The organism is Streptomyces sp. NBC_00104 (genome assembly GCF_045160825.1).
Taxonomy (GTDB): Bacteria; Actinomycetota; Actinomycetes; order Streptomycetales; family Streptomycetaceae; genus Streptomyces.
On the sequence record NZ_CP108215.1, the window covers coordinates 1,921,928 to 1,948,341 of the forward strand.

21 protein-coding genes are annotated in these 26,414 nt (G+C 72.1%); 3 read left to right on the plus strand and 18 right to left on the minus strand.

Features of this window, described 5'->3' with window-relative positions; genetic code table 11:
* Window positions 1-74: 74 nt before the first annotated feature.
* The 7 genes from OG272_RS08340 to OG272_RS08370 form a co-directional block, all read right to left on the minus strand.
* Window positions 75-863 (minus strand): carbon-nitrogen hydrolase family protein, encoded by a 789-nt coding sequence (locus OG272_RS08340; protein WP_327730603.1) that lies wholly within the window; start codon window positions 861-863, stop codon window positions 75-77.
* Window positions 864-1,128: 265 nt separating this feature from the next.
* Window positions 1,129-2,328, minus strand: coding sequence for an MFS transporter (locus OG272_RS08345; protein WP_405892980.1), 1,200 nt, complete (start codon window positions 2,326-2,328; stop codon window positions 1,129-1,131).
* A 145-nt stretch (window positions 2,329-2,473) separates the two neighbouring features.
* Window positions 2,474-3,946 (minus strand): HAD-IA family hydrolase, encoded by a 1,473-nt coding sequence (locus tag OG272_RS08350; protein WP_405892982.1) that lies wholly within the window; start codon window positions 3,944-3,946, stop codon window positions 2,474-2,476.
* A gap of 86 nt (window positions 3,947-4,032) precedes the next feature.
* Complete coding sequence (locus OG272_RS08355; RefSeq protein WP_405892984.1) at window positions 4,033-5,106, minus strand: ABC transporter ATP-binding protein; 1,074 nt, start codon at window positions 5,104-5,106, stop codon at window positions 4,033-4,035.
* Between the two features lie 3 nt (window positions 5,107-5,109).
* Entirely contained in the window at window positions 5,110-5,958 is an 849-nt protein-coding gene (locus tag OG272_RS08360) for an ABC transporter permease (protein WP_405892985.1), read from the minus strand.
* A complete protein-coding gene (locus tag OG272_RS08365) occupies window positions 5,946-6,848 on the minus strand; it encodes an ABC transporter permease subunit (protein ID WP_326584140.1) in 903 nt (300 codons plus the stop codon). The genes OG272_RS08360 and OG272_RS08365 overlap by 13 nt, the downstream gene beginning before the upstream one ends.
* A complete protein-coding gene (locus OG272_RS08370) occupies window positions 6,845-7,996 on the minus strand; it encodes an ABC transporter substrate-binding protein (protein ID WP_405892987.1) in 1,152 nt (383 codons plus the stop codon). The genes OG272_RS08365 and OG272_RS08370 overlap by 4 nt, the downstream gene beginning before the upstream one ends.
* Before the next feature lie 223 nt (window positions 7,997-8,219).
* On the opposite strand from OG272_RS08370, the gene OG272_RS08375 reads away from it, so the two are divergent.
* Entirely contained in the window at window positions 8,220-8,963 is a 744-nt protein-coding gene (locus OG272_RS08375; protein WP_326584138.1) for a GntR family transcriptional regulator, read from the plus strand.
* A 13-nt stretch (window positions 8,964-8,976) separates the two neighbouring features.
* On the opposite strand, the gene OG272_RS08380 is transcribed toward OG272_RS08375, so the two are convergent.
* The 6 genes from OG272_RS08380 to rpe all read right to left on the minus strand — a co-directional run bounded on the left by OG272_RS08380 (window position 8,977) and on the right by rpe (window position 15,297).
* Window positions 8,977-9,429, minus strand: a complete 453-nt coding sequence (locus OG272_RS08380) for an Lrp/AsnC family transcriptional regulator (protein WP_327730596.1) — start codon at window positions 9,427-9,429, stop codon at window positions 8,977-8,979.
* A 10-nt stretch (window positions 9,430-9,439) separates the two neighbouring features.
* Window positions 9,440-10,969, minus strand: coding sequence for an amino acid permease (locus OG272_RS08385; RefSeq protein WP_327730595.1), 1,530 nt, complete (start codon window positions 10,967-10,969; stop codon window positions 9,440-9,442).
* Window positions 10,970-11,319: 350 nt separating this feature from the next.
* Window positions 11,320-12,762, minus strand: a complete 1,443-nt coding sequence (locus OG272_RS08390; protein WP_327730594.1) for a GuaB1 family IMP dehydrogenase-related protein — start codon at window positions 12,760-12,762, stop codon at window positions 11,320-11,322.
* A gap of 131 nt (window positions 12,763-12,893) precedes the next feature.
* Window positions 12,894-13,247, minus strand: a complete 354-nt coding sequence (locus tag OG272_RS08395; RefSeq protein WP_327730593.1) for a barstar family protein — start codon at window positions 13,245-13,247, stop codon at window positions 12,894-12,896.
* Window positions 13,248-13,429: 182 nt separating this feature from the next.
* Complete coding sequence (locus tag OG272_RS08400; RefSeq protein ID WP_326584134.1) at window positions 13,430-14,473, minus strand: sugar-binding domain-containing protein; 1,044 nt, start codon at window positions 14,471-14,473, stop codon at window positions 13,430-13,432.
* A 137-nt stretch (window positions 14,474-14,610) separates the two neighbouring features.
* The gene (gene rpe / locus OG272_RS08405; RefSeq protein WP_326584133.1) at window positions 14,611-15,297 is read right to left on the minus strand and encodes a ribulose-phosphate 3-epimerase; all 687 of its coding nucleotides are present in this window, start codon (window positions 15,295-15,297) and stop codon (window positions 14,611-14,613) included.
* A 161-nt stretch (window positions 15,298-15,458) separates the two neighbouring features.
* Here rpe and OG272_RS08410 point away from each other — a divergent pair, with 161 nt between their 5' ends.
* Entirely contained in the window at window positions 15,459-17,633 is a 2,175-nt protein-coding gene (locus OG272_RS08410; protein ID WP_327730592.1) for an MMPL family transporter, read from the plus strand.
* A 123-nt stretch (window positions 17,634-17,756) separates the two neighbouring features.
* Here OG272_RS08410 and OG272_RS08415 read toward each other — a convergent pair whose 3' ends face one another.
* Both OG272_RS08415 and fmt read right to left on the minus strand, forming a co-directional pair.
* Window positions 17,757-19,187 (minus strand): transcription antitermination factor NusB, encoded by a 1,431-nt coding sequence (locus tag OG272_RS08415; protein WP_326584131.1) that lies wholly within the window; start codon window positions 19,185-19,187, stop codon window positions 17,757-17,759.
* A 126-nt stretch (window positions 19,188-19,313) separates the two neighbouring features.
* Window positions 19,314-20,246 (minus strand): methionyl-tRNA formyltransferase, encoded by a 933-nt coding sequence (fmt, locus tag OG272_RS08420; RefSeq protein WP_326584130.1) that lies wholly within the window; start codon window positions 20,244-20,246, stop codon window positions 19,314-19,316.
* 355 nt (window positions 20,247-20,601) lie between these two features.
* Here fmt and OG272_RS08425 point away from each other — a divergent pair, with 355 nt between their 5' ends.
* Complete coding sequence (locus tag OG272_RS08425; RefSeq protein ID WP_405892990.1) at window positions 20,602-21,219, plus strand: hypothetical protein; 618 nt, start codon at window positions 20,602-20,604, stop codon at window positions 21,217-21,219.
* 85 nt (window positions 21,220-21,304) lie between these two features.
* Here OG272_RS08425 and OG272_RS08430 read toward each other — a convergent pair whose 3' ends face one another.
* The 3 genes from OG272_RS08430 to coaBC form a co-directional block, all read right to left on the minus strand.
* Complete coding sequence (locus OG272_RS08430) at window positions 21,305-23,497, minus strand: primosomal protein N' (RefSeq protein ID WP_327730590.1); 2,193 nt, start codon at window positions 23,495-23,497, stop codon at window positions 21,305-21,307.
* Between the two features lie 177 nt (window positions 23,498-23,674).
* Complete coding sequence (gene metK / locus OG272_RS08435) at window positions 23,675-24,883, minus strand: methionine adenosyltransferase (protein ID WP_326584127.1); 1,209 nt, start codon at window positions 24,881-24,883, stop codon at window positions 23,675-23,677.
* Between the two features lie 240 nt (window positions 24,884-25,123).
* Window positions 25,124-26,326 (minus strand): bifunctional phosphopantothenoylcysteine decarboxylase/phosphopantothenate--cysteine ligase CoaBC, encoded by a 1,203-nt coding sequence (gene coaBC / locus OG272_RS08440; protein ID WP_327730589.1) that lies wholly within the window; start codon window positions 26,324-26,326, stop codon window positions 25,124-25,126.
* Window positions 26,327-26,414: the final 88 nt, after the last annotated feature.

Sequence of the window (26,414 nt, forward strand, 5' to 3'; positions counted from 1 at the left end):
GACGAGAAAGGTCGAGAAAGGTACGGAGGGGGCGGATACAGAGGCGGATACGGGGGCGGATAAGTGGGCGGATCTCAGACGAGGGACCCGTAGAGACCGGGGCGACGGTCCTGGAGGTACGGGTTCGCCGCGCGGGAGGCCGCGAGGAAGGCGGGGTCGGCATCGGCGAGGACGAGCGCGTCCTCGCGTCCGGCGCGGGTGCGCGCGATCCCGTCGGGCCCGGCCAGCGTGGAGAGCCCGACGAACTCGAACTCCCCTTCACGACCGACCCGGTTGACGTAGGCGACGTACATCTGGTTCTCGAAGGCCCGCACCGGGATCATCGACTCGGCGACGAACTGGAACGGATGCATCTGGGCCGTCGGCACCACGAGCAGATCGGTGCCGGCGAGGGCGTGGGCGCGGACGTTCTCGGGGAACTCCACGTCGTAGCAGATCAGGATCCCGACGCGGAGCCCGCCCAGCTCCGCCTGTACGACGGACCGCTCCCCCGGCGTGAAGTGATCGCGCTCGAAGCAGCCGAAGAGATGGGTCTTGCGGTAGTTCACCAGCCGGACGCCGTCGGCGGAGACGAGCTGCGCCGAGTTGAAGACCGCGTCACCGGCGCGCTCCGGATACCCGTAGGCGATCGCGACCCCGTGCCGCCCCGCGATCTCGGCGACCGCGTCGGCCGAGTCACCGTCCGCCGCCTCGGCGAGCCGCGCGATGTCATCGCCGATCGCATACCCCGTCAGGAACATCTCCGGCGCCACCACCAGGCCCGCCCCGGCCTCGGCGGCCCGCCCCGCGGCCTCGTCGAGCACCTTCAGGTTCCCGACGACCGAGCCGGGACGACCGGAGCTCTGGAGCAGGACGGTACGCATGCGTGTTCCTCACCGGGACAAAGGGGGTTGGGGGCCACATAGACGGTACGGTCGGCGCGCCGGGCCGGACAAGCGGAGGCCATTGCGCGCCGACGGGGTATTCGTTGCGTCCGGAGCGGGGCGGACAACGATTCGTTGCGTGTCCGGCCGACGGTGCCCCCGGTTCCCCCGAGGGGCGCGGGGAGCCGCGTGGCCGGCCACGACGAACCCGCGGCCGCCCACGGCCCCCACGCCCCACCCCCTACGCGCCTCTCCGCCCCACCCCCTACGCGCCCCTCCGCCCCAGCAGCACGATCGCCGTCACCAGATACGGCACCGCGAACACGGCGAACGCGGTCCTGTGCGCATGGGACGCACCGATGGCGGCGTACGCGCCGAAGACGGCGACCGTCGCCATCTCGGTCCCCATGCTCGCCACGGACGTCACCGTCGCCCGACGAGCCCCGTCGATCCGATCCTGCAGTCGCGCGTCGGCGAGAACGTTGACCAACTGGAAACCACCGAAGGCGACAGCGACCAGAGCGATACCGGCCGGAGTGCCCGTCAGCGAACCCACCGCCAACGCGAACGCGCACCCCGCCAGCACCACCCCCAGCCCGGCCGTGCTCAACCGCTCCCCCGCCCCGGTCAGCAGGCTGCCGATCGCCGGCCCCACCCAGATCACCAGCAGCAGGTACGGAACCGTCTGCTCGGCCACCCCGGTGTCCCGGACCAACAGCGGCGTGTACTCGTCGAGGGCGCCCCACACCGCACCGACGGCGGGCACGAGCAGCAGCGCCCCGCGCACGGACCGGTCCCGGCGGACCTCCGCGAGTCCGGTCCGCAGGGTCGTGAGGATGGAGGCCCGGTCACCACCGCCCGCCTCGGCCGACCGGTGCTCCGGGAACCGTGTGGCCACCAGCGAGGTCAGCACACAGACCAGCACGCTCGCCGCGCCCACGGCCGGGTAGCCACCGAGGTCGAGGACCGGCCCGGCCAGCCCCATCGCCGCCATCACGGCGACCATGCCGACGGCCTGGGCGCGGCCGACGACCCGCGCATACCGGTCGGCCGCGCCGAGCCGGTCCAGTTCGTCGTAGACCAACGCTTCCAGCGCGCCGGAGCCCAGCGCACCGCGCACACCCCAGAGGACGAAGCCGAGGGCGAAGGCCCCGTACGACGGGACGATCACCCACAGGGCGAAGCCTGCGGCGGTGAGCAGCGGGCCCAGCCACAGCAGCAGCCGTCGGGAGACGGCGTCGGCCCAGGCGCCGGAGGGGACCTCCAACAGGATCCCGGTGACCGACCACAGGCCGAACAGGGAGGAGATCTGCCAGATCGACAGACCGGTGTCGCTGAACAGCAGCGCGTACACCGGGTAGAGCAGCACGAAGTCGTCGAGGAACGCGTAGCCGTACAGCGTGGCCGTCAGCCGCCGGACACCACTGGTACCGACACTGGGCACACGCGCAGGTGAGAGAGTCATGAGGCCTTCCCGAAGGAGCGAATCGGACGTCCGCGATACGGCGTCCGAGGCGGCCCTCGGGAGGCACGGCTGGTGGATCAATGTCGCCAGGTCATGGCACCGATGCTAGTCGGGTCGAACCCTGCGGCACAGCGGGATTTCGGGGTCACTCCTGCTGGGCGGCCGTCACCGGCGCGAACGTGGTGATCACCGCCGCGTGGTCCGACGGCCAGTCGTTGTCCTCGACGTCCGGCCAGGTGCGGGGTGTGCCGCTGACATGGGTCCGGGAGTCGAGCACCGCGAGGCCCCGGTGCAGGACGAAGTCGATCCGGTCCTGCGGCTCCGGCCGGCCGCTGCCGTCCTCGTGTTCGGTATGGACCGGCGACCAGGTGTGGCCCGGCTCCCGTACGGGGTCGGGGTGGGCCTCGCGGTAGGAGTCGCGCAGGCCGGCCGCCTCGGCGGCCCTGGTGACCGGCCAGTCGACGTCCGGCCGATCGAGGTGGGACGGGCTGTTGAAGTCGCCGACCACGACGACCGGCACGGTGCCGTCGATCCGGCTCAGGCAGTCCCGCAGCCGGGCGAGCCGCACCTCCTCGTGGGCGGTCAGCTCGGCGGCCTCCAGCCCGTCGAAGGCGGCCTCGTAGGGCCCGTACGGCTCGCAGTCCAGGTGGACCGTCCAGATGTCCACCTCGGTACCGGAGCCGGTCCTGATCCGGACGCCCGCCGCCCCGTAGAAGCCGACGTCGGGGTCGCCGAAGCGGGCCGTGATCGGGTGGCGGCTGATGATGCCGAGGTTGTCGCCGGCCCGGTGGTGGTGCCAGCCGAGGGCGTCGGCGAGTTCCCGCGCGGCGGTGCCGTACGTCTCCTGGAGGCCGACCACGTCGACGTCCGTCTCGGTGATGACCTTGAGCTGCTTGGCCCGGTGGTCCCGGACCCTGGTGCCGCCGTGCCAGAGGTTCCAGGTCATCACGCGCAGGACGGGCCCGTCGGGGGCGACCAGCCGGCGCAGGCTCGCCGGTGTCACCGATTCCAGGCTCTCCCGTACGGTCCGCCCCGGGGCCTCGTCGATGGGCGCGAGCGAGGGCACGGCGAGGACCACGCAGCCCGCCGCCTCGGCCGAGGCGACACCGGTCTCGGTGTCCTCGACGGCCACACAGGCGGCGGGGTCGACGCCGAGGGCGCGGCAGGCGGCGAGGTAGGGGTCGGGGGCAGGCTTGGTGTGCTCGGTGTCGTCGGCGGTGACGGAGACGGCGAACAGGTCGCGGCCGAGGGCGTCGAGGACGGTGTCGGCGACGGCTCGCGGGGACGCGGTGACCAGGGCGGTGGGGACGCCCTCGCGGGCCAGGGCCCTCAGCAGCTCCAGCGCGCCCGGGCGGGGTACGGTCCCGGTGCGGACCCGGTCGGCGAACTCCCGGTGCAGGTCGGCGGCCACCCCGTCCCGCGGTGCGCCCGTGATCCCGGCGAGCCAGGCGGCGGTGTACTCGACCGGACGGCCCAGCACGTCCGGCTGGTCGGCCTCGGTCAGTGTGCGCCCGAGGCCGGCGGCCACCTCCTCCACCGCGTCCCACCAGAGCCGCTCGGTGTCGACGAGCGTGCCGTCCATGTCGAACAGGGCGGCCTGGAGCGGGAGTCGAGACAAGGGTTCCTCTTTCGGTGGGGGGTGTCGGGGCGCTGCCCGGCGGTGGGGGCCGGGCGGGGGTGTCCAGGGGGTGGCGCGGGCGGAGTTCAGCGGGTGGCGCGCGCGGCGACCAGTACCGGCCGCTCGGGGAGGCTCACGGTCACGGCCGCTCCGGCGCCGAGGGCCGCCGCCTCGTGCGTGGGCAGGTCGGCCTTGACCTCGGTGCCGTCGGCGAGCCGTACGGTGAGGCGGGTGGCGGCGCCGAGGAACGCGGTGGCCACCACCCGGGCGTCGCCGGTGTCGTCCGCCCGTACCCCGACCGCCTCCGGCCGTACGAGTACGTCCACCTCGGCGGCGGTCGGCGCCGCGCCGTCCACGGGCAGCCGCCGGCCCAGCACCTCGACCGTCGTGCCGTCCAGCCGGCCCGGGATCCGGCTCATCGTGCCGACGAACTCGGCGACGAAGGCGGTGGCCGGACGCCCGTACAACTCGACCGGGGCCGCGCACTGTTCGAGCCGCCCGGCGTGCATCACGGCGACCCGGTCGGCCATGGACAGCGCCTCCTCCTGGTCGTGGGTCACGAACAGGGTGGTGATGCCCAGCTCCTGCTGGAGCCGGCGGATCTCCTCGCGGAGGGTCAGCCGCACCTTGGCGTCGAGGGCGGAGAGCGGTTCGTCGAGCAGCAGCACCCGGGGCCGCAGGGCGAGCGCCCGGGCGAGGGCGACGCGCTGCTGCTGGCCGCCGGAGAGCTGATGGGGGTATTGGGCGCCCTTGTCGGCGAGGCCCACGAGGTCGAGCAACTCGGTTGCCCGGGACCGCCGTTCGGCTGTGCGCACCTTGCGCATGCGCAGCCCGAAGGCCACGTTGTCGAGGGCGCTGAGGTGCGGGAAGAGGCTGTACGACTGGAAGACCATGCCGGCGTCGCGCCGGTGGGCCGGGACGCGGGTGACGTCCTCCCCGTCGACCAGCACCTCGCCGGAGTCGGGGTGTTCGAAGCCGGCGAGCATCCGCAGCGCGGTGGTCTTGCCGCAGCCGGACGGGCCCAGCAGCGCGAGGAGTTCACCGGGCCGGACGGTCAGGTCGAGTCCGTCCAGGGCGACGGTGGCCCCGAACTCCCGGCGCAGGCCCCGGAACTCGACGGTGGCGGCGGTGTCGGTCGCTGTTTTCTCAAGCACGGTCATGGTTCATCCCCGGGAGGCGGAAGCGGTTGGGGTGCGTCCGCCGAACGAGGCGAGCGCGAGGAGCATGGCCCAGGTGACGAGCAGGCTGAGGACCGAGACGGCGACGGAGAGCTGGGCCTGCGAGCCGCTGACGTTGACGATCCACACGGCGAACGGCCTGAAGCCCAGCAGCTGGGCGACGGTGAACTCGCCGAGCACGAGGGCCAGGGTGAGGAAGGCGGAGTTGAGCAGCGCCCCGCGCAGATTGGGCAGCACGGCCCGCACCAGCGCCTGCGGCCAGCTCGCCCCGCAACTGCGGGCGGCCTCGACGAGGGTGGGTACGTCCATGGCGCGCAGCCCCGCGTCCAGCGCCCGGTACACGAAGGGCAGCGCCATCACGACGTAGGCGAGGACCAGCACCAGGGGGAAGTCGGGGTTCTGGATCGCGACGAACGTCTGGAACAGCGGGGTCCGGGAGAGGTGTTCGGGCCCCCACTTGAGCACGGTCCCGAGCCCGGCGACGAACGCGATCGGCGGCACCACCAGCGGCAGGGAGCACACCACCTCCACGACGGGCCGCAGCCTGGGCGCGCCGAGCCGCAGCGCGACCATGGCGGGCACCATCAGCAGCAGGACGACGGCGATCGTCACGGCGGCCAGCTCCAGCGAGAGCAGCAGGCTGGTCAGGAAGCCGTCGGTGCCGAGGATCCGGCTGTATGCGCCGAAGGTGATCCCCTCTCCCGGCACGTCGACCGTGAAGATCACGGAGGCGGCGAGCGGGACGAGGAAGTACAGCCCGGCCAAGGCGAGGACGAGCGGGCGCCACAGGGCGGGGCGCCGCGGTGCCGGGCGCCCGGGGTTCAGGCCAGCCATCGCGCGCTCCGTCGTTGCAGGGGCAGGTACACGGCCATGACCAGCCCGGCGATCAGGACCATGTCGAGGCTGAGGGCGAGCGCCACGTTCTCCTGGCCGACCAGGACGTTGCCGGAGATGGCGTCGGCGATCTGCAGGGTGACCAGCGGGATCGAGCTGCCCACCATGGCCGCGGCGGTGGCGTACGCGGCGAAGGCGCTGCCGAAGAGCAGGACGAGCCCGCCGAGCAGGGAGGGCGCGAGCACGGGGAGCGCGACGTGCAGCCAGTACTGGAGGCCGGTGGCGCCGTTGTTCTGCGCGGCCTCCCGCCACTGGACGCGCAGTCCGTCGAGGGCGGGGGTGATGGTGAGGACCATGAGCGGGATCAGGAAGTACAGGTAGACGATGACCAGTCCCCAGAAGCTGTAGAGGTCCCAGCCCTTGTCCGTCAGACCCAGCTGCCTGGTCAGCACACCGGCGTTGCCGAGGGTGGCGACGAACGCGAAGGCGAGCGGGACACCGCCGAAGTTGGCGAGCACCCCGGAGGCCGTGAGCACGGCCTCGCGCAGCGCCGGGAAGCGGGACGTCACCACGGCCTGGGCGAGCGGCAGTCCCAGTACGGCCGCGAGCCCGGCCGAGACGGCGGACAGCTTCACGCTGCCGAGCATGGCCGTGAGGTAGGCCCCCTGCACGGAGGCGGTCATGTTCGCCGTGGTGTACGAAGTGGCGCCCGTGGTCTGGTCCTTGACCGTGAACGCGCCGTTCAGCATGGCGAGGGCGGGCAGCCCGAAAGCGACCGCGACGAAGGCCAGCAGCGGGAGCACGGCGAGCCATCCGCCGGGGCGGGGCCGCCGCTTCACGGAAGCGGCGGCCACCAGCGCGGTGTCGGCCTCGGTGACGACGGCGGTCACCCGGAGACCGCCTTGGCCCAGCCCTGTCCGAGCACGTCCTTGGCCTTGGTCTGCTGGTCCTCGGTCGGGAACTCGGGCGTGCCGGACACCTCGGGCAGCTTGGCCGCGGCGGTCTTGTCCAGCGTGCCCGCCTTCTCCATGGCGGTCATCAGGGCCGGGCGGGCGTATCCGGCGAGCCACAGGTTCTGGCCCTCGGCGCTGTAGAGGTACTCCTGCCAGAGCCGGGCGGCGGCCGGGTGGGGCGCGTCCTTGTTGATGGCCTGGGAGTAGTACTGGGAGAACTTGCCGTCCTCAGGGACGACGACCTTCCAGTCGACGCCCTTGGACTTGAACTCGTCGGCGTACCCGGCGTTCAGGTAGTCCCAGTCGATGCTGATGGGCGTCTCGCCCTTCTCGACGGTGGCCGGCGTCGACTCGACGGGCGTGTAGTTGCCGTTCTTCTTCAGCTTGGCGAAGAAGTCGAGTCCGGGCTGGATGTCGTCGAACGAGCCGCCGCTCGCCAGGGAGGCCGCCCACACCCCGCCGAAGGCGGAACCGGACTTGGTGGGGTTGCCGTTGAGCGCGACCTGCCCCTTGTACCGCGGCTTCAGCAGGTCGGCGAAGGTCTCCGGACATTCCTTCACGCGCTTGGCGTCGCACCCGATGGATATGTAGCCGCCGTAGTCGTTGTACCACTGGCCCTTCGGGTCCTTCTGGCCCTCGGGGATGTCGGCGAACGCGGCCACCTTGTACGGGGCGAGCAGCCCCTGCTGGGCGGCGCTCAGAGCGAAGGAGCTGCCCAGGTCGAGCACGTCGGGCGCCCGGTCCTGTCCCTTGCGCGAGGTGACGGCGTTGATCTCGTCCTGGCTGGCCCCGTCCGGGTTCTCGACCTCGATCTTGATGCCGTACTTCTTCTCGAACCCGTCGATCAGCGCGCCGTAGTTGGCCCAGTCGCGGGGCAGGGCGATCGCGTTGAGCGTGCCCTCCTTCTTGGCCGCCGCGACCAGCGCGTCCAGGCCGCCGAAGTCCTTCGCCGAGGTCGCGGTGGCCGCGTTCCTGCCGTCGGTGGTGGTCGTGGTCTCGGGGGCCGCGCCACAGGCACTGAGAGTGAGTACGGCGGCGGCGAGGGCGCCGCCGATGACGGCGGTTCTCGGCGGGAAGAGGGTCACGGGCTCTCCAGGGGTACGCGCAGGGACGATCTGGGTGGAGCACTTGTCTGAACAAGTTGGCCTCATTAGGTCCGCGCTTCATATCACGCGCGTAAACTCCGGCGAAATACTCGTGCACGTGTTCCGCACCATCACCGGTCGATCAACTGGCTCGGTAGTTTCCTCGCCACCTCATTAGGCTGGCCGTGCTGTGCACAGCGGGCTACCGGGATGCGGAGGGACCATGGCGGCGCGACACGAGGAGATCGCCGAGGCACTGCGGCGGGCGATCGACCGTGAGGACTACACGGTGGGGAGTCTGCTGCCCCCCGAGACCGAACTCGCGGCCCGCTACGGCGTCTCGCGCGGCACCGTCCGTCAGGCGGTGGCGACCCTGACCGCCGAGGGCCTCATCGGCTCACGCCAGGGCGCCCGCCGGGTGGTCCTGGCCGGCCGCCGCAGCCAGAGCTTCGCCGAGTTGCGCAGCTTCGCCCAGTGGGCGCGCGCGATGGGCCGCGAGGCGACGGGCCGGGTGATCGCCCAGGAGTACCGGACCGCCGGCGCCGAGGACCGCGTACGCCTCCAGCTCACCCCGGGCGCCCGCGTCCTGCACGTGCTGCGCCTGCGCGGTCTCGACGGCCGGCCCGTCCTGCTGGAGCGCACGGTCTACGCCGACTGGATCTCCCCGGCCGTCGAGCCCATCGAGGCGGACTGTCCCTCGGTCACCCAGCGCCTGCTCGACGACACGGGCCTGGTCTTCGCCTACGGCGAGCACATCATCGACGCCGTGGCCGCCGGCGCCCAGGACGCCGAGTTCCTGGCCGTGCGCCGCACGAGCCCCCTCCTGCGCGTCCGGCGCGTCACCACCACCCGCGAGGGCCGCCCGGTGGAATGGTCCGACGACCGCTACCGCCCGGACGCGGTGAGCTTCAGCGTGCACAACTCGATAGGGAACAACGCGCTGGCGAGGAAGACCGCGGCTCCCTGAGAGGCGCGCCCTCTCAGGCGGGCGCCCCGGAGGAGAACCGCCGCAGCAGGGGCGACAGCACCAGCACGGACTTCGTCCGCTCGACGAACGGCTCCCCGGCTATCCGCTCCAGCACCCGCTCGAAGTGCCGCATGTCCGAGGCGAAGACCTGCACCACGGCATCGGCTTCCCCCGTGACCGTCGACGCCGCGACGACCTCCTGATACCGCTCCAGCCCCCGCTGGATCGTCTCCGGCGACGTGTTCCGCCGGCAGTAGATCTCGACGAACCCCTCGGTCTCCCACCCGAGCGCGGCGGGGTCCACCCGAACCGTGAAACCGGTGATCGCCCCGGTCGCCCGGAGCCGGTCCACCCGCCGCTTGACCGCGGGCGCGGACAGCCCGACGAGGTGGCCGATGTCGGAGTAGGAACGGCGGGCGTCCTCGGCGAGGGCGTGCACGATGCGTTCGTCGAGATCGTTCAGCACTGCGGGTGGATCACTTCTCTGGAGTCGACGGAGCCGATGGGGACGAGGGAGTCGATGAGGACGAGGGAGCCGAAGGGGTCGAGGGGATCGCGAGACGCGAACGGCGATAGCCGTAACTGAAGTAGAACACGAGCCCGACGGCCATCCAGACCCCGAAGACGACCCAGGTGACGGTGTCGAGGCTGCCCATCATCCAGACGCAGAACGCGAATCCCACCGCGGGCAGCACCGGCGACAACGGCACCCGGAACGTGCGCGGCATCTCCGGCCGGGTCCGCCGCAGCACCACGACGGCCACGTTGACCAGCGCGAACGCGAACAACGTGCCGATGCTCGTCGCGTCCGCGAGCTGCCCCAGCGGAATCGCGGCGGCGAGCACACCGCAGAACAGCGAAACGATCACGGTGTTGACGCGCGGTGTCCCGGTCCTCGGGTGCACGCGCGAGAACACCTTGGGCACGAGCCCGTCCCGGGACATGGCGAACAGGATGCGGGTCTGCCCGTACAGCACGGTCAGCACCACACTCGCGATGGCGATGACGGCCCCGGCAGCCAGCAGCGTCCCCCAGAACGCGTCCCCGGTCACGTCCTTCATGATCCCGGCGAGCGCGGCCTCGGACTCGCCGAACCGCTCCCAGGGCCGCGCCCCGATCGCGACGGCGGCGACCAGCACGTACAGCGCGGTCACGATGACCAGCGAGAGCATGATCGCGCGCGGCAGATCACGCTGCGCGTTCTTCGCCTCCTCGCCGGCGGTCGAGGCCGCGTCGAACCCGATGTACGAGAAGAAGAGCGTCGCCCCGGCCGCACTCACACCGGCCATGCCGAGCGGCATGAAGTTCTCGTAGTTGCCGGACCGGAAGCCCTGCAGGCCGATGAGGCAGAAGAGCAGCAGGGCGGCGATCTTCACCACGACCATGATCGTGTTGGCCCGGGCGGACTCCCGGGCGCCGCCCAGCAGAAACGCCATCGCGAGGAGCACGACGATCAGCGCGGGCAGGTTGAAGACGCCCCCGTCGCCGGGCGGTGCGGACAGCGCGGCCGGGATGGTGACGCCCAGGGTCCCGTCCAGCAGCTCGTTGAGGTACTCGCCCCAGCCGACGGCGACGGCCGACACCGAGACGCCGTACTCCAGGACCAGACACCAGCCGCAGACCCACGCGACCAGCTCGCCCATCGTTGCGTACGTGTACGAGTACGAGGAGCCGGAGACCGGGATGGTACCGGCCAGCTCCGCGTACGACAGGGCCGAGAACAGCGCGGTGAGGCCGGCGATCACGAAGGAGAGGGTGACGGCGGGCCCGGCCTTGGGGACCGCCTCGCCGAGGACGACGAAGATGCCGGTGCCGAGCGTGGCGCCGATGCTGATCATCGTCAGCTGCCACAGCCCGAGGGACCGCCGCAGCGACCCTCCTTCACCCTGGCCCCCCTCCGCGACCAGGCGTTCCACGGGCTTGCGGCGCATCAACCGCGCCCCGACGCCTCCGGACGGCGGGGCCGGCTGATTCTCATGCTGCGGGGGTGCGCCTTGGTCGAGCACGCGTGGCTCCTTCATCGCTGCCGGTCAGGGCGGGTGAGGACCGACGGCACCGAACAGCAGGGGGCCACCGAGCAGGAGGTCCCCGCCACGCCACGTACAGCGCATGACCCTATGAGCCAGAGCTTCACAAGCGTAATGCGGCAACCTTGCGCATCCACGCAAGATCGTTGCGTGCATGGAACGACGGCGCAGCTTCGTTGCACGGCCCCTTAAAAGCCTTGCGCCACGCCGGCGGGGTCAGGGGCGCGGGGCCGCATTCGATACGCGGCCCCGCCGCGTGGGCGCGACCAGCCACACCGAATCCGCACCCGCACCCGCCGACGCGTCGCTCCCCCGAGCTCGAAGGCGCCCTAACTCCAGCTGGCGTGCAGCGGCTTGCCCTCCGCGTACCCGGCCGCACTCTGAATCCCCACGACGGCCCGCTCCGCGAACTCCTCCAGCGACCCGGCCCCGGCATACGTGCACGACGACCGAACCCCCGCGATGACCGAGTCGATCAGGTCCTCGACTCCCGGCCGTGCCGGATCCAGGTACATCCGCGACGTGGAGATGCCCTCCTCGAACAACGCCTTGCGCGCGCGGTCGTAGGCCGACTCCTCGCTCGTACGGTTGCGCACGGCACGCGCCGACGCCATCCCGAAGGACTCCTTGTACAGCCGCCCGTCGGCGTCCTGCTGGAGGTCCCCCGGCGATTCGTACGTCCCCGCGAACCACGACCCGATCATCACGTTCGACGCGCCCGCCGCCAAGGCCATGGCGACATCGCGGGGGTGCCGCACCCCGCCGTCGGCCCACACGTGCTTTCCGTACTTCTTCGCCTCGGCCGCGCACTCCAGGACCGCGGAGAACTGCGGCCGCCCGACCCCGGTCATCATGCGGGTGGTACACATCGCACCCGGTCCGACACCGACCTTGACGATGTCCGCGCCCGCCTCGATCAGGTCCCGCACGCCCTCGGCCGCGACGATGTTGCCGGCCACGATCGGCACCCGGGGGGCGAGGTCGCGCACCAGCTTGATCGCGTTGATCATCGACTCCTGGTGGCCGTGCGCGGTGTCGATGACGAGGGTGTCGACGCCCGCGTCGAGCAGCTGCTTGGCCTTGCCCTCGAAGTCGCCGTTGACCCCGACGGCGGCGGCGACGCGGAGCTTGCCGCTCGCGTCCACGGCGGGGGTGTACAGCGTGGCCCGGAGCGCGCCCTTGCGGGTGAGGATGCCGGCGAGGCGGCCGTCCTTGTCGACTGCGGGCGCGTACCGGCGGTTGGCCGCGTCGAGCCGGTTGAAGGCCTCGCGCGGGTCGATGTCGGCGTCCAGGAGCAGCAGGTCCCGGGACATGACGACTTCGAGCTGGGTGAAGCGGTCGACGCCGGTCAGGTCCGCGTCGGTGACGACACCGACGGGCCGGAGCGCCTCGTCGACGACGACGCCCGCGTTGTGCGCCCGCTTCGGCAGCAGGGCCAGCGCGTCGGCGACCGTCTGGTGCGGGTTCAGCACGATCGGGGTGTCGAGGACCAGGTGGCGGCTCTTCACCCAGGAGATGACGTCGGTGACGACCTCGTTCGGGATGTCCTGCGGGATGACCACCAGCCCGCCGCGGCGGGCGACCGTCTCGGCCATACGGCGGCCGGCGATGGCGGTCATGTTCGCGACGACGAGCGGGATGGTGGTGCCCGTGCCGTCCGGGGAGGCCAGGTCCACCTGCTGCCGCGATCCGACGGCGCTGCGGCTCGGGACCATGAAGACGTCGTCGTACGTCAGGTCGTACGCGGGCTGGATGTCATTGAGGAAACGCACGTGCCGCACATCCCGGTCGATCAGAGGTGACCCCCTGACAGGACCGCCAGGGGGAAGAGCACGTACTTCATTGTCCCATGTCGGCAGGTATGAGCGGCCCCGACGGATCGTCCTAAGGGGCGGTGGGCGGCCTAGGAGGATCCTCCGAGAGCGAGCACGATCCGCAGCTCGGTGCCGGTGCCGTTCCAGTGGTCGGCGGCGTCGGCGAACACCTCGCGCGCGAGGTGCCAGTCGCTCGGCTGGGCCCTCGCGTACTCCTGCCAGCCGGTGACCTCGACGAGGCGTCCCCGTACCGGCGGCGACCACGACAGGTCGGTGAGGCAGTCGGCGAGGGCGTCCCAGTTGCGGCCGAAGAACTCGGGCAGGTCGAAGGCGCGGGCACAGCGGTCCATGAAGGCGGGTTTGTCCGTGACCCCGCCCAGCTCCAGCTCGATGTGCGCCCAGCCGCCGACCGCCAGCACCTCGGCGAGTGTGCCGTCACTCATCTCCACACCCATCCCGCACGCCTCGTACTCATCAGGGACCGCTCAGGAACCGCGCCCCGTGAGGGGCGCGGGGCCGCATTCGACATGCGGCTCCGCCGCGTGGGCGCGACCAGCCACGACGAAGCCGCGGCGATCCCCCGCCCCCACCCGACCACGCACCCCACCGGCCACCCGGCGGAGCGCTACGGCCCGTCCGGGTCCGCCCGGTTGAGCGCCGGCCGCGGCGTCTGGCCGGCCGTCAGCAGGGAGTCCGCCGCGGAGGTGTCGGTGACGAGGCTGGTCACCAGCCCCGACCGCAGCACGGCGTCGATCGCGGCCGCCTTGCGCTGCCCGCCCGCGATCGCGACGACCTCGGGGATACGGCGGAGCTGGTCGGCCTTGACCGTGATGCACCGCTCGCCGAGGTCACGCCCGACACGGCGGCCGTCGGCGTCGAAGAGGTGCGCGGACATCTCGGCGGCGACACCGAGGGAGGCGTAGTGGCCGCGCTCCTCGTCGCTGAGCATGTCGTGCACCGTCGAGATGCCCGCCTCCCAGGAGCCGATGGAGACACAGGCGACCGTGACCTTGTCGAAGTACTCGAAGGCCCGCGCGATGCCGGTCTGGTGGCGCAGCGCGGCCGCGGTGGCCGCGTCCGGCAGCAGCATCGGCGCGTAGATGGGGTGGGCGTCGCCGCCCGACACCTGCGCGGCCCGCCGTACCGCCTCGACCGAGCCGCGCTCGGCGGTCCCGGCGTCGTACACACCCGTCAGCTGCACCACCGTGCAGGGCGGCAGCCGGTCCAGGGCGGCCGCCATGTGGATGGTGGAGCGGCCCCAGGCGAGACCGAGGACGTCGCCCTCGTTGACCAGTTCGCCGAGCAGGTCTGCGGCGACCTCGCCGAGGTTCTCCGGGTCGGGCGACTCCTCGGCGTCCGCCGGGGACTCGACGACCACGGCGTGCCGAAGGCCGTAACGGGCGCGGAGCGCGTCGGAACGGTCCGCGTCCAACTCCGCGGGGACGCGGATCTCGATACGTACGAGATCCCGTTCGAGGGCGGTCTCCAGAACCCGGGCCACCTTGAAGCGGCTGACGCCGAACTCCTCGGCGATCTGGATCTTGGACTTGCCCTCGAGGTAGAAGCGACGAGCCATGGCCGCCGCCTGAACCAGCTCAGCGGGTCCCATCCGCATGGCTGACCGGCCCGCCGACATACCCGACACGGTCATCTCCTCACTGCTCTTCACACATGGATACGTCGTTCATCCTTGCAGATCCGACGTTTTCGATCAGCCCGAAGGAAAGTCGTTCACGTTCCCTTGGCTCTCTGGACGCACGACGTGCCCCGCCCGCCTCGGCGTTCGCACGGCCGTTCCTCCGTGACTCAGTGGCCGCAGGCCCAGCCGGCGGTCGCCGTGGCGGCCTCCGCCCGGGCCCGCAACGCGCGCACGGCCTCGGCCGGGTCCTCCGCCCCGTAGACCGCGGAACCCGCGACGAAGACGTCGGCGCCCGCCTCGGCGCAGCGCTCGATGGTGGACTCGGCGACCCCGCCGTCGACCTGGAGCCACAGGTCGAGGCCGTGCTTGCTGATCAACTCGCGGGTTCGGCGGATCTTGGGGAGCATGATGTCGAGAAAGGCCTGGCCTCCGAAGCCCGGTTCGACCGTCATGATCAGCACCATGTCGAGCTCGGGCAGCAGGTCCTCGAACGGCTCGATCGGTGTCGCGGGCCTGAGCGCCATGGAGGCCTTGGCTCCCTTGGCCCGGATCTCGCGGGCGAGCCGCACCGGTGCGGCAGCCGCCTCGACATGGAAGGTGACGGAACCGGCACCCGCTTCCACGTACTGGGGCGCCCACCGATCGGGGGCCTCGATCATCAGATGGCAGTCCAGCGGCGTCCGAGTCGCACGGGCCAGGGACTCCACGACCGGCACACCGAGCGTGAGGTTCGGGACGAAATGGTTGTCCATCACGTCTACATGGAGCCAGTCGGCCCCTTCCACCGCCTTCGCCTCGTCGGCGAGACGGGCGAAGTCGGCGGACAGGATGCTTGGGTTGATCTGCGCGGCCATGGAGCAAGCCTCCCATGTCCAGCGGGGCTTGCGGGCATCGGTCCAGAATGGGCACGGTGGTACGTCGGCTGCGGGCCGCCTTCCGCCGAGCGCGCCCACGGGCCGAAGCCGCGGATGTCACCGCCCCGCGCCCCCCACGGAACCCGGTTGTGGGGGTGGCCATGACAGGGAACCGAGGCATCGCGCACCTCGTGTGCGGGCGGCGTGCCAAGTGGGTCGTCCTGGTGCTGTGGCTGGTGACGCTCTTCCTGACCGCGCCGTTCGCGACCAAGCTCACCGACGCCCAGGACAACGACGCGGCCTCCTGGCTGCCGGGCTCGGCCGAGTCCACGCAGGTCCTGGAGATCTCCGAAGGCTTCCGGCCCGAGCAGATCCCCGCCGTCGTCGTCTACGCCCGGGAGAGCGGCCTCACGGCCGAGGACCGGACGCGGATCGAGGAGGACGTACGGGAGCTCAAGCAGCTGACCGACCACGGGATCATCGGCGCCCAGACCCGCGGCCCCGTCTACGACCGTGCGACCGACCCGAGGGCCGCGCAGGTCTATGTACCGATCACGATGGACGAGAAGGGGTGGGAGCGGATCGCGCCGGCGGTGGACTCGATCCGGGAGTCCTCCGGGGAGGGCGGCGGCGGACTGTCCGTGCACATCACGGGTCCGGGCGGTACGTCCGCCGACTTCTCCGAGGCCTTCGAGGGCATCGACTCCACGCTGCTGCTGTCCGCGATGGCCGTCGTCATCGTGATGCTCCTGCTCACCTACCGCAGTCCGACCCTCATCCTGGTCCCACTGCTCGCGGTCATCGCCGCCCTGTTCACGGCCCAGGCCCTGATCTACCTGCTGGCGGAGCACACCGGCTTGACCGTGAACGGCCAGAGCGCGGGCATCCTCACCGTCCTCGTCTTCGGCGCGGGCACCGACTACGCCCTGCTGCTCGTGGCCCGCTACCGCGAGGAACTGCGCCGCCACGAGGACCGTCACGAGGCGATGGCCCTCGCCCTGCACCGGGCGGGTCCGGCGGTGCTGGCGTCCGGCGCGACGGTCGTCCTGAGCATGCTGGTGCTGCTGGCCGCCGAGATGAACTCCACCAGCGGTCTGGGCCCGGTGGCGGCCATCGGCGTCGCGGTCGCCCTGCTCGCGATGATGACGTTGTTCCCCGCCCTGCTGGTGATCTGCGGCCGCTGGATCTTCTGGCCGGTGATCCCGCACTTCGGCAGCGCCGACCCGACCGAGCACGGCGTATGGGCCCGCATGGGCCGTCGTTTCTCCCGCCGCCCCCGTACGGTCTGGGTCGCCACGGCGGCCGCCCTCGCCCTGTGCTCGCTCGGGCTGATCCAGCTCCGCGCGGAGGGCATCGGCAACGCGGACGCCTTCACCGGAAAACCGGACTCGATCGTCGGCCAGGAGGTCTCCGCACGCTACTTCCCGGCAGGCAGCGGCGACCCTCTCGTGATCATCAGCAACCAGGCGCAGGCCCGGGAGGTGGGCCGCACCGTCGCCGACACGGAAGGCGTCGTGGCGGACTCGCTCCGCCTGCCACCCGGCACGAAACCCGCCCACGAGGGCCAGGTCCTCTTCGAAGCCACCATGTCCGACCCCGCCGACAGCGAGGCCGCGAAGCAGACCGTGGAACGGGTCCGCGACGCCGTCCACGACGTGCCGGACGCCGACGCCCAGGTGGGCGGCGGTACGGCGGCGCTGCTGGACATGGACGAGGCGACGACCCACGACAACATCCTGATCATCCCGCTGGTGCTGCTCGTGGTCCTGCTGATCCTCTGTGCGCTGCTCCGCGCCCTGATCGCCCCGCTCCTGCTGGTCGGGACGGTCATCCTGTCCTTCGCCGCCGCGCTGGGCATCAGCGCGCTCGCCTTCCGGTACCTGTTCGACTACGCGGGCGAGACGACCGACTTCCCGCTGTTCGTCTTCGTGTTCCTGGTCGCCCTGGGCATCGACTACAACATCTTCCTGACCACCCGTATCCGCGAGGAGGCCGCCCACCAGGGCACCCGTAAGGCCGTGGTGACGGGCCTCGCGACGACCGGCGCGGTGATCACCTCGGCCGGCCTGGTCCTCGCCGGCACCTTCGCCGCCCTCGGCACACTGCCCATGGTCGCCTTCGCCGAGATCGGCTTCGCGGTGGCCCTGGGCGTCCTCCTGGACACCTTCATCGTGCGATCCGTGCTGGTCACGGCCCTGTTCATGGACGTCGGACCGAAGGTGTGGTGGCCACACCGGCTGGCCCACGAGGACGGCGGCGCCCCGCCGCCACCGAAGGAACCTGCGGGCAGCACTGCCGGTCCGGGCGGGGAGGGGCCCGTGGGGTCGGGCCGCTAGTAGAAGGCCCATGAGGATCTTGGGTTCTGGCCCTGCCGCGTCAGCGGCAGGGCCAGAACCCAAGATCCTCATGGGCCTTCTAGGGACTCCCGCGGGACGGGCCGGCTACGAGCTGCCCACGAGCTACGCGACCCGGCGGATGAGGGCCAGGTACATGGCATCCGTCCCGTGCAGATGCGGCCACAGCTGCACATCGGGCCCCTCGCCCAGCGCCGGTACGCCCTCCAGCAGGGGCCGCGCGTCGATGAGGTCGGCCGCGTCGCCGTACTGCTTGAGCACGTCGTCGACGACCGCACGGGTCTCGGCGAGGTGGGGCGAGCAGGTCGCGTAGCCGACGACACCGCCGACCCGCACGGATTCCAGCGCGGTCCGCAGCAGCGCGCGCTGGAGCGGGGCGAACCCCTCCAGGTCCTCGGGCCGGCGCCGCCAACGGGCCTCGGGGCGCCGCCGCAGGGCCCCCAGCCCCGTACAGGGCACGTCCATCAGCACCCGGTCGAACACTCCCGGCCGCCAGGGCGGACGGGTGCCGTCGGCGGCGATCACCTGATACGGCCCCGGATTGCCGTGCAGCGCCTTCGCGACCAGCCCGGCCCGGTGCGGCTGCTTCTCGGACGCCAGCAGCACGGCCCCCCGCTCGGCGGCGAGGGCGGCGAGCAGCGCGGCCTTGCCGCCGGGCCCGGCGCACCCGTCGAGCCACACCTTGTCGCGCCCCTCCACCGGGGCGCTCGCGAGGGCGAGCGCCACGAGCTGGCTGCCCTCGTCCTGCACACCCGCACGGCCTTCCCGTACGGCGTCCACGGCGCCCGGTTCCCCGCCTTCGGAGAGCCGCACGGCGTACGGCGACCAGCGCCCCGCCACCGCGGCCTCCTCCCGGAGCAGTTCCTCGGTGGTGGCCCGTCCGGGCCGGGCGACGAGCGTGACCTCGGGCCGCTCGTTGTCGGCCTCCAGCAGGTCCTCGATGCCGGCGCGCCCGCCGCCGAGTGAGTCCCACAGGGCGGAGACGACCCAGCGCGGATGCGAGTGCACGACGGCCAGGTGATCCTCCGGATCGTCGTCGTAGGGCGGCGCGACCCGCTCCAGCCAGCCGTCGAGATCGTGCGCCGCGATCTTGCGCAGCACGGCGTTCACGAACTTGGCCCGTCCGTCCCCGAGCACGACCCGCGCGAGGTCGACCGAGGCGGACACGGCGGCATGGGTGGGGATCCGTGTCCCCAGCAGCTGATGCGCCCCGAGGCTCAGCACATCGAGCACCGGCGGGTCGACCTCACGCAACGGCCGGTCCACACACGCGGCGATGACCGCGTCGTACGTCCCCTGCCACCGCAGCGTTCCGTACACCAGCTCGGTCGCCAGCGCCGCGTCCCGTCCGTCGAACTTGTCGGGCCCCTCCTTCTCCCGGGCCCTGCGCAGCAGCGGTGGCAGAACGAGGTTCGCGTACGCGTCCCGTTCGTCCACGGCCCTGAGCGCCTCGAAGGCGAGCATACGGACGGGGTCCTTCTGAGGACGGCGGTACGGCTTGCCCGGCTTGTGCGGACGACGGGACTGCTCACTCACGAAAAAGGTGCTCCGGATACGGGACGAGATACCGAGCCCAGGGTACGCCGCGCGGACGAACCGCCGGGCGTGGGCCACCTGGGCCTGCGGGCATGGTGATGGGGTCTGTCGGGCGTCGGTCCCCGGTCAGTCTCCGACGGACTCGCCGGAGTCGATCCGCACTCCGCGCGCCCAGTCGGCGGCCCGCATCGGCTTCTTGCCCTGCGCCTGCACCCAGAGCAGCTCCACGGCGTACGACCCGGTCCCGACGTGCACGTTGTTCTTGCCGGCGTCGAGCGCGCCCGGCGCGAGATCGGTCCGCGCGGGCACCGGTACGACGTGGATGAGCTTCAGCCGCTCACCGCGGAAGGTCGTCCAGGCGCCCGGCGCGGGCGTGCAGCCGCGCACGACCCGGTCCACGCGCAGCGCGGGAGCGGCCCAGTCGATCCGGGCGTCCTCCACGGTGATCTTCGGTGCGAGGGTGATCCCGTCGGCGGGCTGCGGCACGGCCTTCAGGGTCCCGTCCTCGATCCCGTCCATCGTGGCGGAGAGCAGCCCGGATCCCGCGAAGGCGAGCCGGGTCAGCAGATCACCGCTCGTGTCCGTCGGCCGGATCACCTCGGTGACCGTCCCGTACACGGGCCCGGAGTCGAGTCCCTCCTCGATCAGGAAGGTGGACGCCCCGGTGATCTCGTCCCCCGCCATGATCGAGTGCTGTACGGGGGCGGCGCCCCGCCAGGCGGGCAGCAGGGAGAAGTGCAGATTGACCCACCCGTGGGCGGGCACGTCCAGGGCGACCCGAGGCAGCAGGGCCCCGTAGGCGACGACAGGACAGCAGTCGGGCGCGATCTCCCGGAGCCGCTCGAGAAAAGCCTCGTCCCGGGGCCGGTTCGGCTTCAGCACCTCGATGCCCGCCTCGTCCGCCCGCTGCGCCACCGGGCTCGCGACCAGCCGCCGCCCCCGTCCCGCCGGCGCGTCCGGCCGCGTCACGACAGCGGCCACCTCATGCCTCCCCGACGCGATCAACGCGTCCAACGCGGGAACAGCGACCTCTGGGGTACCAGCGAAGACAAGCTTCATGGATGACTGACGGCCTCTCGCACGGAAGTTCGTACGCCCCACACGCGACGACGCGGGACAACACACCAGTCTATGCCGCGACGCACCGACCGCCCGCAGCCGCCAACGGCGTTCGGCCCCCACGGGAAACCCGCATTTCCGTGAGAGGGAGTAACGGGCGGTGCGCGGGTGGAAGACCCGGTCAGAGCCCAGTGGCAGCAGGGGCGCACCCCCACCCACGCGCCCCACGCATATGCCCCCGCGCCCCCACCCCGTTACCAGCGGAGCGAATTCGCGTTGGTCAAGAAAGAGTTGACCACTACGGGCCGCAATCGCGGCACCTCCCCTTTTCAACGCCGGTTCGAGAGGCTTGTTCATGGCCGACCACGCAACCCACGACGCCCAGGCTCGGGCCAGCCTGCACTTGCTGGTGCGGGACATCGAGCGGGTCCGCCGGCAGGTGGACGCACTGCGCACCCTCACCGCCCAACTGGGCAACGTCTACCGCCCGCGCCGCTCCGGCCCCTCCACGGGCTTCGTCGTCTACGGACGCGCCCCCGCCCCGACCGTCCGCCTCGCCCAGGAGTTGCGGGACAGTGTCGAGACCCTGGTCACGGCCGCCGTCGACTTCGACCGCTCACTCGGCTTCTCGTGGGACGCGGTGGGCTCGGCCCTCGGGGTCACCAAACAGGCCGTACACCGCCGTTACGGTGCCCGCCGCGCCGCCGCCCAGGCCGCCGCGGATGCCGAACGCACGGGTGACCCCCAGAGCAGCCGCACCGTCAACGTCGGCTCCGGCATCCCCACGGTCCCTGCGGCCCGCTCGATGCCCGCCCCGATGCCCGCCCCGATGCCCGCCCCGATTCCGGCCCCGGTTCCGGCCCCGGTTCCGGCCCCGGTGCCCGCGCAAATGCCGACCCAGCCGACAGCGGGCAGCCCCACCCTCCGCGACGACGTGAGACCCACGGCCTTCCCCGGCCCGCGCAACGGCTGACCTGTCTGCCTCCCGGTGTCCGACCGGGAGGCAGTCGCATGTCGCCGGGGCTCCCGGCCGCCACCCCGCCCGCAGCCGGGGCCACTCACCCGATGTCCAACGGATCCACCCGAATCCGCACCCGCGCCCCCTCGCTGACCCCACGCGCCATACGCGCCGCCTGCGCGCTCTTCAACGCAGCGGCCAACGCCGCCCCACTCCCCGGCGGCACCCGGATCAACGCCCGCTCCCCTTGCTCCCCCCTGGGGGGCGCACCCGGCCTCCGCGCCCCCCCGGCCTCCGCGGCAGCCCCGGCACCGGCCCCTGAGACCGGCGGACCGGCCATGGGCACCGGCCCCAACACCTCCGCGTCCGGCGGCAGTTCCACCGCACCCAGAAAATCGACCACGGCCTGGGCCGTCCCGGACACGGCGGCCATCCGCGACACCGGCGGAAACCCCAGCTCGGCCCGCTCGGCGAGTTCCCGCACCGCGTGTCCCACGGGATCCCAGCGCACGAGCGCCTGCACGGGCCGCAGGGTCGGCTCGGCCACCACGACGACCGTGCCACCGGCCCCTTGGTCCCGTACGAGCGCGGCAGCACCGATCCACCGCCGCAGGGCGTCCTCCCCGGCCCGCAGATCGGGCCGTCCGAGCATGGCCCATCCGTCGAGCAGCAGGGCGGCCGCATACCCGCCCTCGGCGACCGGCTCGGCCCCGGGCGTGCTCACCACCAGCGCGGGCGTCCCCGGCACCGTGTCCAGCACATGTTCCCGCCCGGAGGTCCGCACCGGCACGGCGGGAAAGGCCCGCCCCAGCTCCTCGGCGGTCCGCCGCGCTCCCACGACCTGCGCCCGCAGCCGGTAGCCCCCGCACTCGGGGCAGTGCCAGCCGGCCTCCTCCCGCCCGCACCACCCGCACAGCAGGGCCCCGGCGCCGTCCCGGGCCTCCAACGGCCCCGCGCAGTGGCGGCACCGCGCGGGCTCCCGGCACCGCGCACAGGCCATCCGCGGCACGTACCCCCGCCGAGGCACCTGCACGAGCACAGGGCCGTCCCGGAGACCTTCCCTCGCGACCTGCCAGGCGAGACTCGGCAACCGCGCCGCCCGCGCCGCCTCGTCCCGCGCGAGGTCCCCGTCCCCCACGGTCCGCACCAGCGGCGCGGTGGCCCGCACCTGCTCCCGGCCGGCCACGATCGGCGCGGCCCATCCGCTCTCGACGAGCTGGGCGGCCTCGACCGTACAACTCCAACTTCCCAGCAGGAAAGCGCATTTGTCCCGGGAGGCCCGCAGCTCCAGCACCTCCCGCACATGCGGGAAGGGAGCGTTGTCATCGCTGTGACTGGCGTCGCCGTCGTCCCAGACGACGACCAACCCCAGATCCCGCACCGGCGCGAACATGGCCGCCCGTGTACCGACCACGGCCCGCACGGCCCCCCGCCGCACGGCCAGCCATTCGCGGTAGCGCCGCTCCGGACCGGCGTCGGCGGTCAGCAGCGCATGCCGCCCCTCCCCCAGCGACTCCCTGAGCGCCTCGTCGACCCGGGTGGCGGGCCGCCCCGCCGGTACGACGACGAGCGCCCCCCGCCCCGACGCCAGCGTCGCCCGCACGGCCCGCGCGATCTCCTCGGCCCATTCCGGCCCCGGCAACGCGGTCCACACGGCCCGGGGCGCGCCCCCGCCGGCCAGCGCCCGCAAGAACCCCTCACCGCGCCCGTACCGCAGCCACGTCCCGGGCTCGGGTGCGGCGGGCGGGGGCGGCGGTCCGCCCATCTCCACGGCCTCCGCCCGGCCGTGCCGAGGTGGAACGGCCAGCTGCAGCACGTCCGCGAGGCTCCCCGCATACCGGTCCGCCACGGCCCGCGCCAGCCCCAACAGCTCGGGGCCCAGCACCGGCTCCGGCGACACCACCTGCGCGAGCGCGGCCAACGGTCCCGCGTAGTCCGACTCCGCGACCCGCTCGACGAGAAACCCGTCGATCAGTGAGCCGCCCTCTCGCCGCCCGTTCCTGACATTCCGCCCCCCGGCCCCGAACCGCACCCGCACCCGCACCCCGGGCTGGGCGACGGCGTCCAGCTCCTCCGGCACCGCGTAGTCGAAGTACCGGTCGAGATGCAGCACACCCTTGTCGACCAGCACCCGAGCGACCGGCAGCTCCTTCGCCAGCGCCGCCCCCCGCCAGGTCCGCGGCTTGGCCCGCGGCACCTTGGCCTTCCGCACGGCCTCCCGGACGAGCGCGAGCTGCTCCGGCTCCGCGTCACCCGGCGCGCCGCCGCCCCTCGTCCCGTCCTCGCTGCTCACGCTTGCATTCTTACCAAACCCCGCTGACAACCGACGCCGCCCGAGATCGCAGCGGACTCCGCGGGCACCTCGTGGGCAGTCGGCCGTCCGACAGCCGGAGAGCCGATGAACGCGGCGAGGCCCGGCGCCCCCGAAAGGGACACCGGGCCTCGCCGGAGAACCGAAGTGCCGTGGGCCTTACAGCCCCGCGGCCTTGCGCAGCGCCTCGACCCGGTCCGTGCGCTCCCAGGTGAACTCGGGGAGCTCGCGGCCGAAGTGACCGTACGCGGCGGTCTGGCCGTAGATCGGACGGAGCAGGTCGAGGTCGCGGATGATGGCGGCCGGGCGGAGGTCGAAGACCTCGTCGATGGCCTTCTCGATCCGGTCGGTGTCGACCTTGGCCGTACCGAAGGTCTCGACGAAGAGACCGACCGGCTCGGCCTTGCCGATCGCGTACGCCACCTGGACCTCGCAGCGCGAGGCGAGGCCGGCCGCGACGACGTTCTTGGCGACCCAGCGCATCGCGTAGGCGGCGGAGCGGTCGACCTTGGAGGGGTCCTTGCCGGAGAAGGCGCCGCCGCCGTGGCGGGCCATGCCGCCGTAGGTGTCGATGATGATCTTGCGGCCGGTCAGGCCGGCGTCGCCCATCGGGCCGCCGATCTCGAAGCGTCCGGTCGGGTTGACCAGCAGGCGGTAGCCCTCGGTGTCCAGCTTGATGCCGTCGTCCAGCAGGGCCTTCAGCTCCGGCTCCACCACGAACTCGCGGATGTCGGGGGCGAGGAGGGACTCCAGGTCGATGTCGCTCGCGTGCTGCGAGGAGACGACGACCGTGTCCAGACGGACCGCCTTGTCGCCGTCGTACTCGATGGTGACCTGGGTCTTTCCGTCGGGACGGAGGTAGGGGATCGTGCCGTTCTTGCGGACCTCGGAGAGGCGCTTCGACAGCCGGTGCGCCAGGAAGATCGGCAGCGGCATCAGCGTCGGTGTCTCGTCCGACGCGTAACCGAACATCAGGCCCTGGTCGCCCGCGCCCTGGCGGTCCAGCTCGTCCTCGTCACCTTCGACCCGGTTCTCGTAGGCCGTGTCCACACCCTGCGCGATGTCGGGGGACTGCGCACCGATCGACACCGACACACCGCAGGAGGCGCCGTCGAAGCCCTTCTTCGACGAGTCGTAGCCGATGTCCAGGATGGTGTCGCGCACCAGCTGGGCGATCGGCGCGTACGCCTTGGTCGTGACCTCTCCGGCCACGTGCACGAGGCCGGTCGTGATGAGCGTCTCCACTGCGACGCGGGACGTGGGGTCCTCGCGCAGGAGCGCATCGAGAATGGCATCGCTGATCTGGTCAGCGATCTTGTCGGGGTGACCCTCGGTCACTGACTCCGAGGTGAACAGACGACGGGACACAACGCTCCCTGGGGTTGCAGCGGCTGCTGGCTGATCATTGGCGGACGGGCTCGGGGGCTGCGCCCGGCGTCGTCCGAGAACAGTTTATCGGTCGGGCTCGGCCACCGGCCCACCTGTCTCGCCTCTCGGGAGCTCTGTGACCTGCGGCACGTGCATTCTGCCCAAAGGCCGTAGCTGTCCGCCAGGGTCGCCACACCCCAATGTGCGAGGTTCGGGGCAGACGTGACGCGAATGGCAGCGTCAGTCGAGTCGGCTCAGGACCAGGTCCCACACCGTTTCGGCCAGGGCTTCCTTCGGGCCGTACGGCACCGGTGTCTCACTCCCGTCGGCGCCCAGCACCACGGCCTCGTTCTCCTCGGAACCGAAGGTCTTGCGCTCCCCGACCTCGTTCACCACCAGCAGATCGCACCCCTTGCGTGTCAGCTTGGCGCGGCCGTTGGCGAGGACGTCGTCGGTCTCCGCGGCGAAGCCGACGACCACCTGTCCGGGGCGGGGGCGGTCCGCCGAGATCTCCGCGAGGATGTCCGGATTACGTACCAGGACGATGGGCTCGGGCTCCTGACCGTCCTTCTTCTTGATCTTGCCGGTGACGTACGTCCCGGGGCGGAAGTCGGCCACCGCGGCCGCCATCACCACGACGTCCGCGTCCGGCGCCGCCTTCAGCACCGCCTCACGCAGCTGGACCGCCGTGCCGATCCGGACGACGTCCACGCCCGCGGGGTCCGGCAGCCCGGTGTTGGCCTCGATCAGCGTGACCCGGGCGCCCCGCGCGGCGGCCGTACGGGCCAGTGCGTAGCCCTGCTTGCCGGAGGAGCGGTTGCCGAGGAAGCGGACCGGGTCGAGGGGCTCACGGGTGCCGCCGGCGGTCACGACGACATGCCGGCCGACGAGGTCCGGCTCGGTGACGCCACGAGCCAGCACCCGGCGACAGGTCTCGAAGATCTCCCCGGGGTCCGGCAGCCGGCCCTTGCCGGTGTCGACGCCGGTCAGCCGGCCCACGGCGGGGTCGATGACGAGGGCGCCCCGGCGGCGCAGCGTCGCCACGTTCTCCTGGGTCGCCGGGTGCTCCCACATCTCGGTGTGCATGGCGGGGGCGAAGACGACCGGGCAGCGCGCGGTGAGGAGGGTGTTCGTGAGGAGGTCGTCGGCCAGGCCGTGGGCGGCCTTCGCCAGCATGTCGGCGGTAGCCGGGGCGACGACCACCAGGTCGGCCTCCTGTCCGATGCGGACGTGCGGCACCTCGTGGACGCTCTCCCAGACCTCGGTGGAGACCGGGTTGCCGGAGAGCGCGGACCAGGTGGCGGCGCCGACGAAGTGCAACGCGGAGTCGGTGGGTACGACCCGTACGTCATGCCCGGACTCGGTCAGCCGGCGCAGCAGCTCGCACGCCTTGTAGGCGGCGATCCCACCGCTGACCCCCAGAACGACCTTCGGCTTGCCCACCGGAGCCTCCCCACACTCGGAAACGTACGACCAACTCCATGACACACCACAGGCCCGGCAGGAGCACTGCCGGGCCTGTGGAAAAACC

Excerpts from the sequence above, each read along its gene's own strand:
- OG272_RS08340 (WP_327730603.1), bottom strand. The coding sequence starts at position 863 with ATGCGTACCGTCCTGCTCCAGAGCTCCGGTCGTCCCGGCTCGGTCGTC.
- OG272_RS08345 (WP_405892980.1), bottom strand. The coding sequence starts at position 2,328 with ATGACTCTCTCACCTGCGCGTGTGCCCAGTGTCGGTACCAGTGGTGTC.
- OG272_RS08355 (WP_405892984.1), bottom strand. The coding sequence starts at position 5,106 with ATGACCGTGCTTGAGAAAACAGCGACCGACACCGCCGCCACCGTCGAG.
- OG272_RS08360 (WP_405892985.1), bottom strand. The coding sequence starts at position 5,958 with ATGGCTGGCCTGAACCCCGGGCGCCCGGCACCGCGGCGCCCCGCCCTG.
- OG272_RS08375 (WP_326584138.1), top strand. The coding sequence starts at position 8,220 with ATGGCGGCGCGACACGAGGAGATCGCCGAGGCACTGCGGCGGGCGATC.
- OG272_RS08395 (WP_327730593.1), bottom strand. The coding sequence starts at position 13,247 with ATGAGTGACGGCACACTCGCCGAGGTGCTGGCGGTCGGCGGCTGGGCG.
- rpe (WP_326584133.1), bottom strand. The coding sequence starts at position 15,297 with ATGGCCGCGCAGATCAACCCAAGCATCCTGTCCGCCGACTTCGCCCGT.
- OG272_RS08410 (WP_327730592.1), top strand. The coding sequence starts at position 15,459 with ATGACAGGGAACCGAGGCATCGCGCACCTCGTGTGCGGGCGGCGTGCC.
- fmt (WP_326584130.1), bottom strand. The coding sequence starts at position 20,246 with ATGAAGCTTGTCTTCGCTGGTACCCCAGAGGTCGCTGTTCCCGCGTTG.
- OG272_RS08425 (WP_405892990.1), top strand. The coding sequence starts at position 20,602 with ATGGCCGACCACGCAACCCACGACGCCCAGGCTCGGGCCAGCCTGCAC.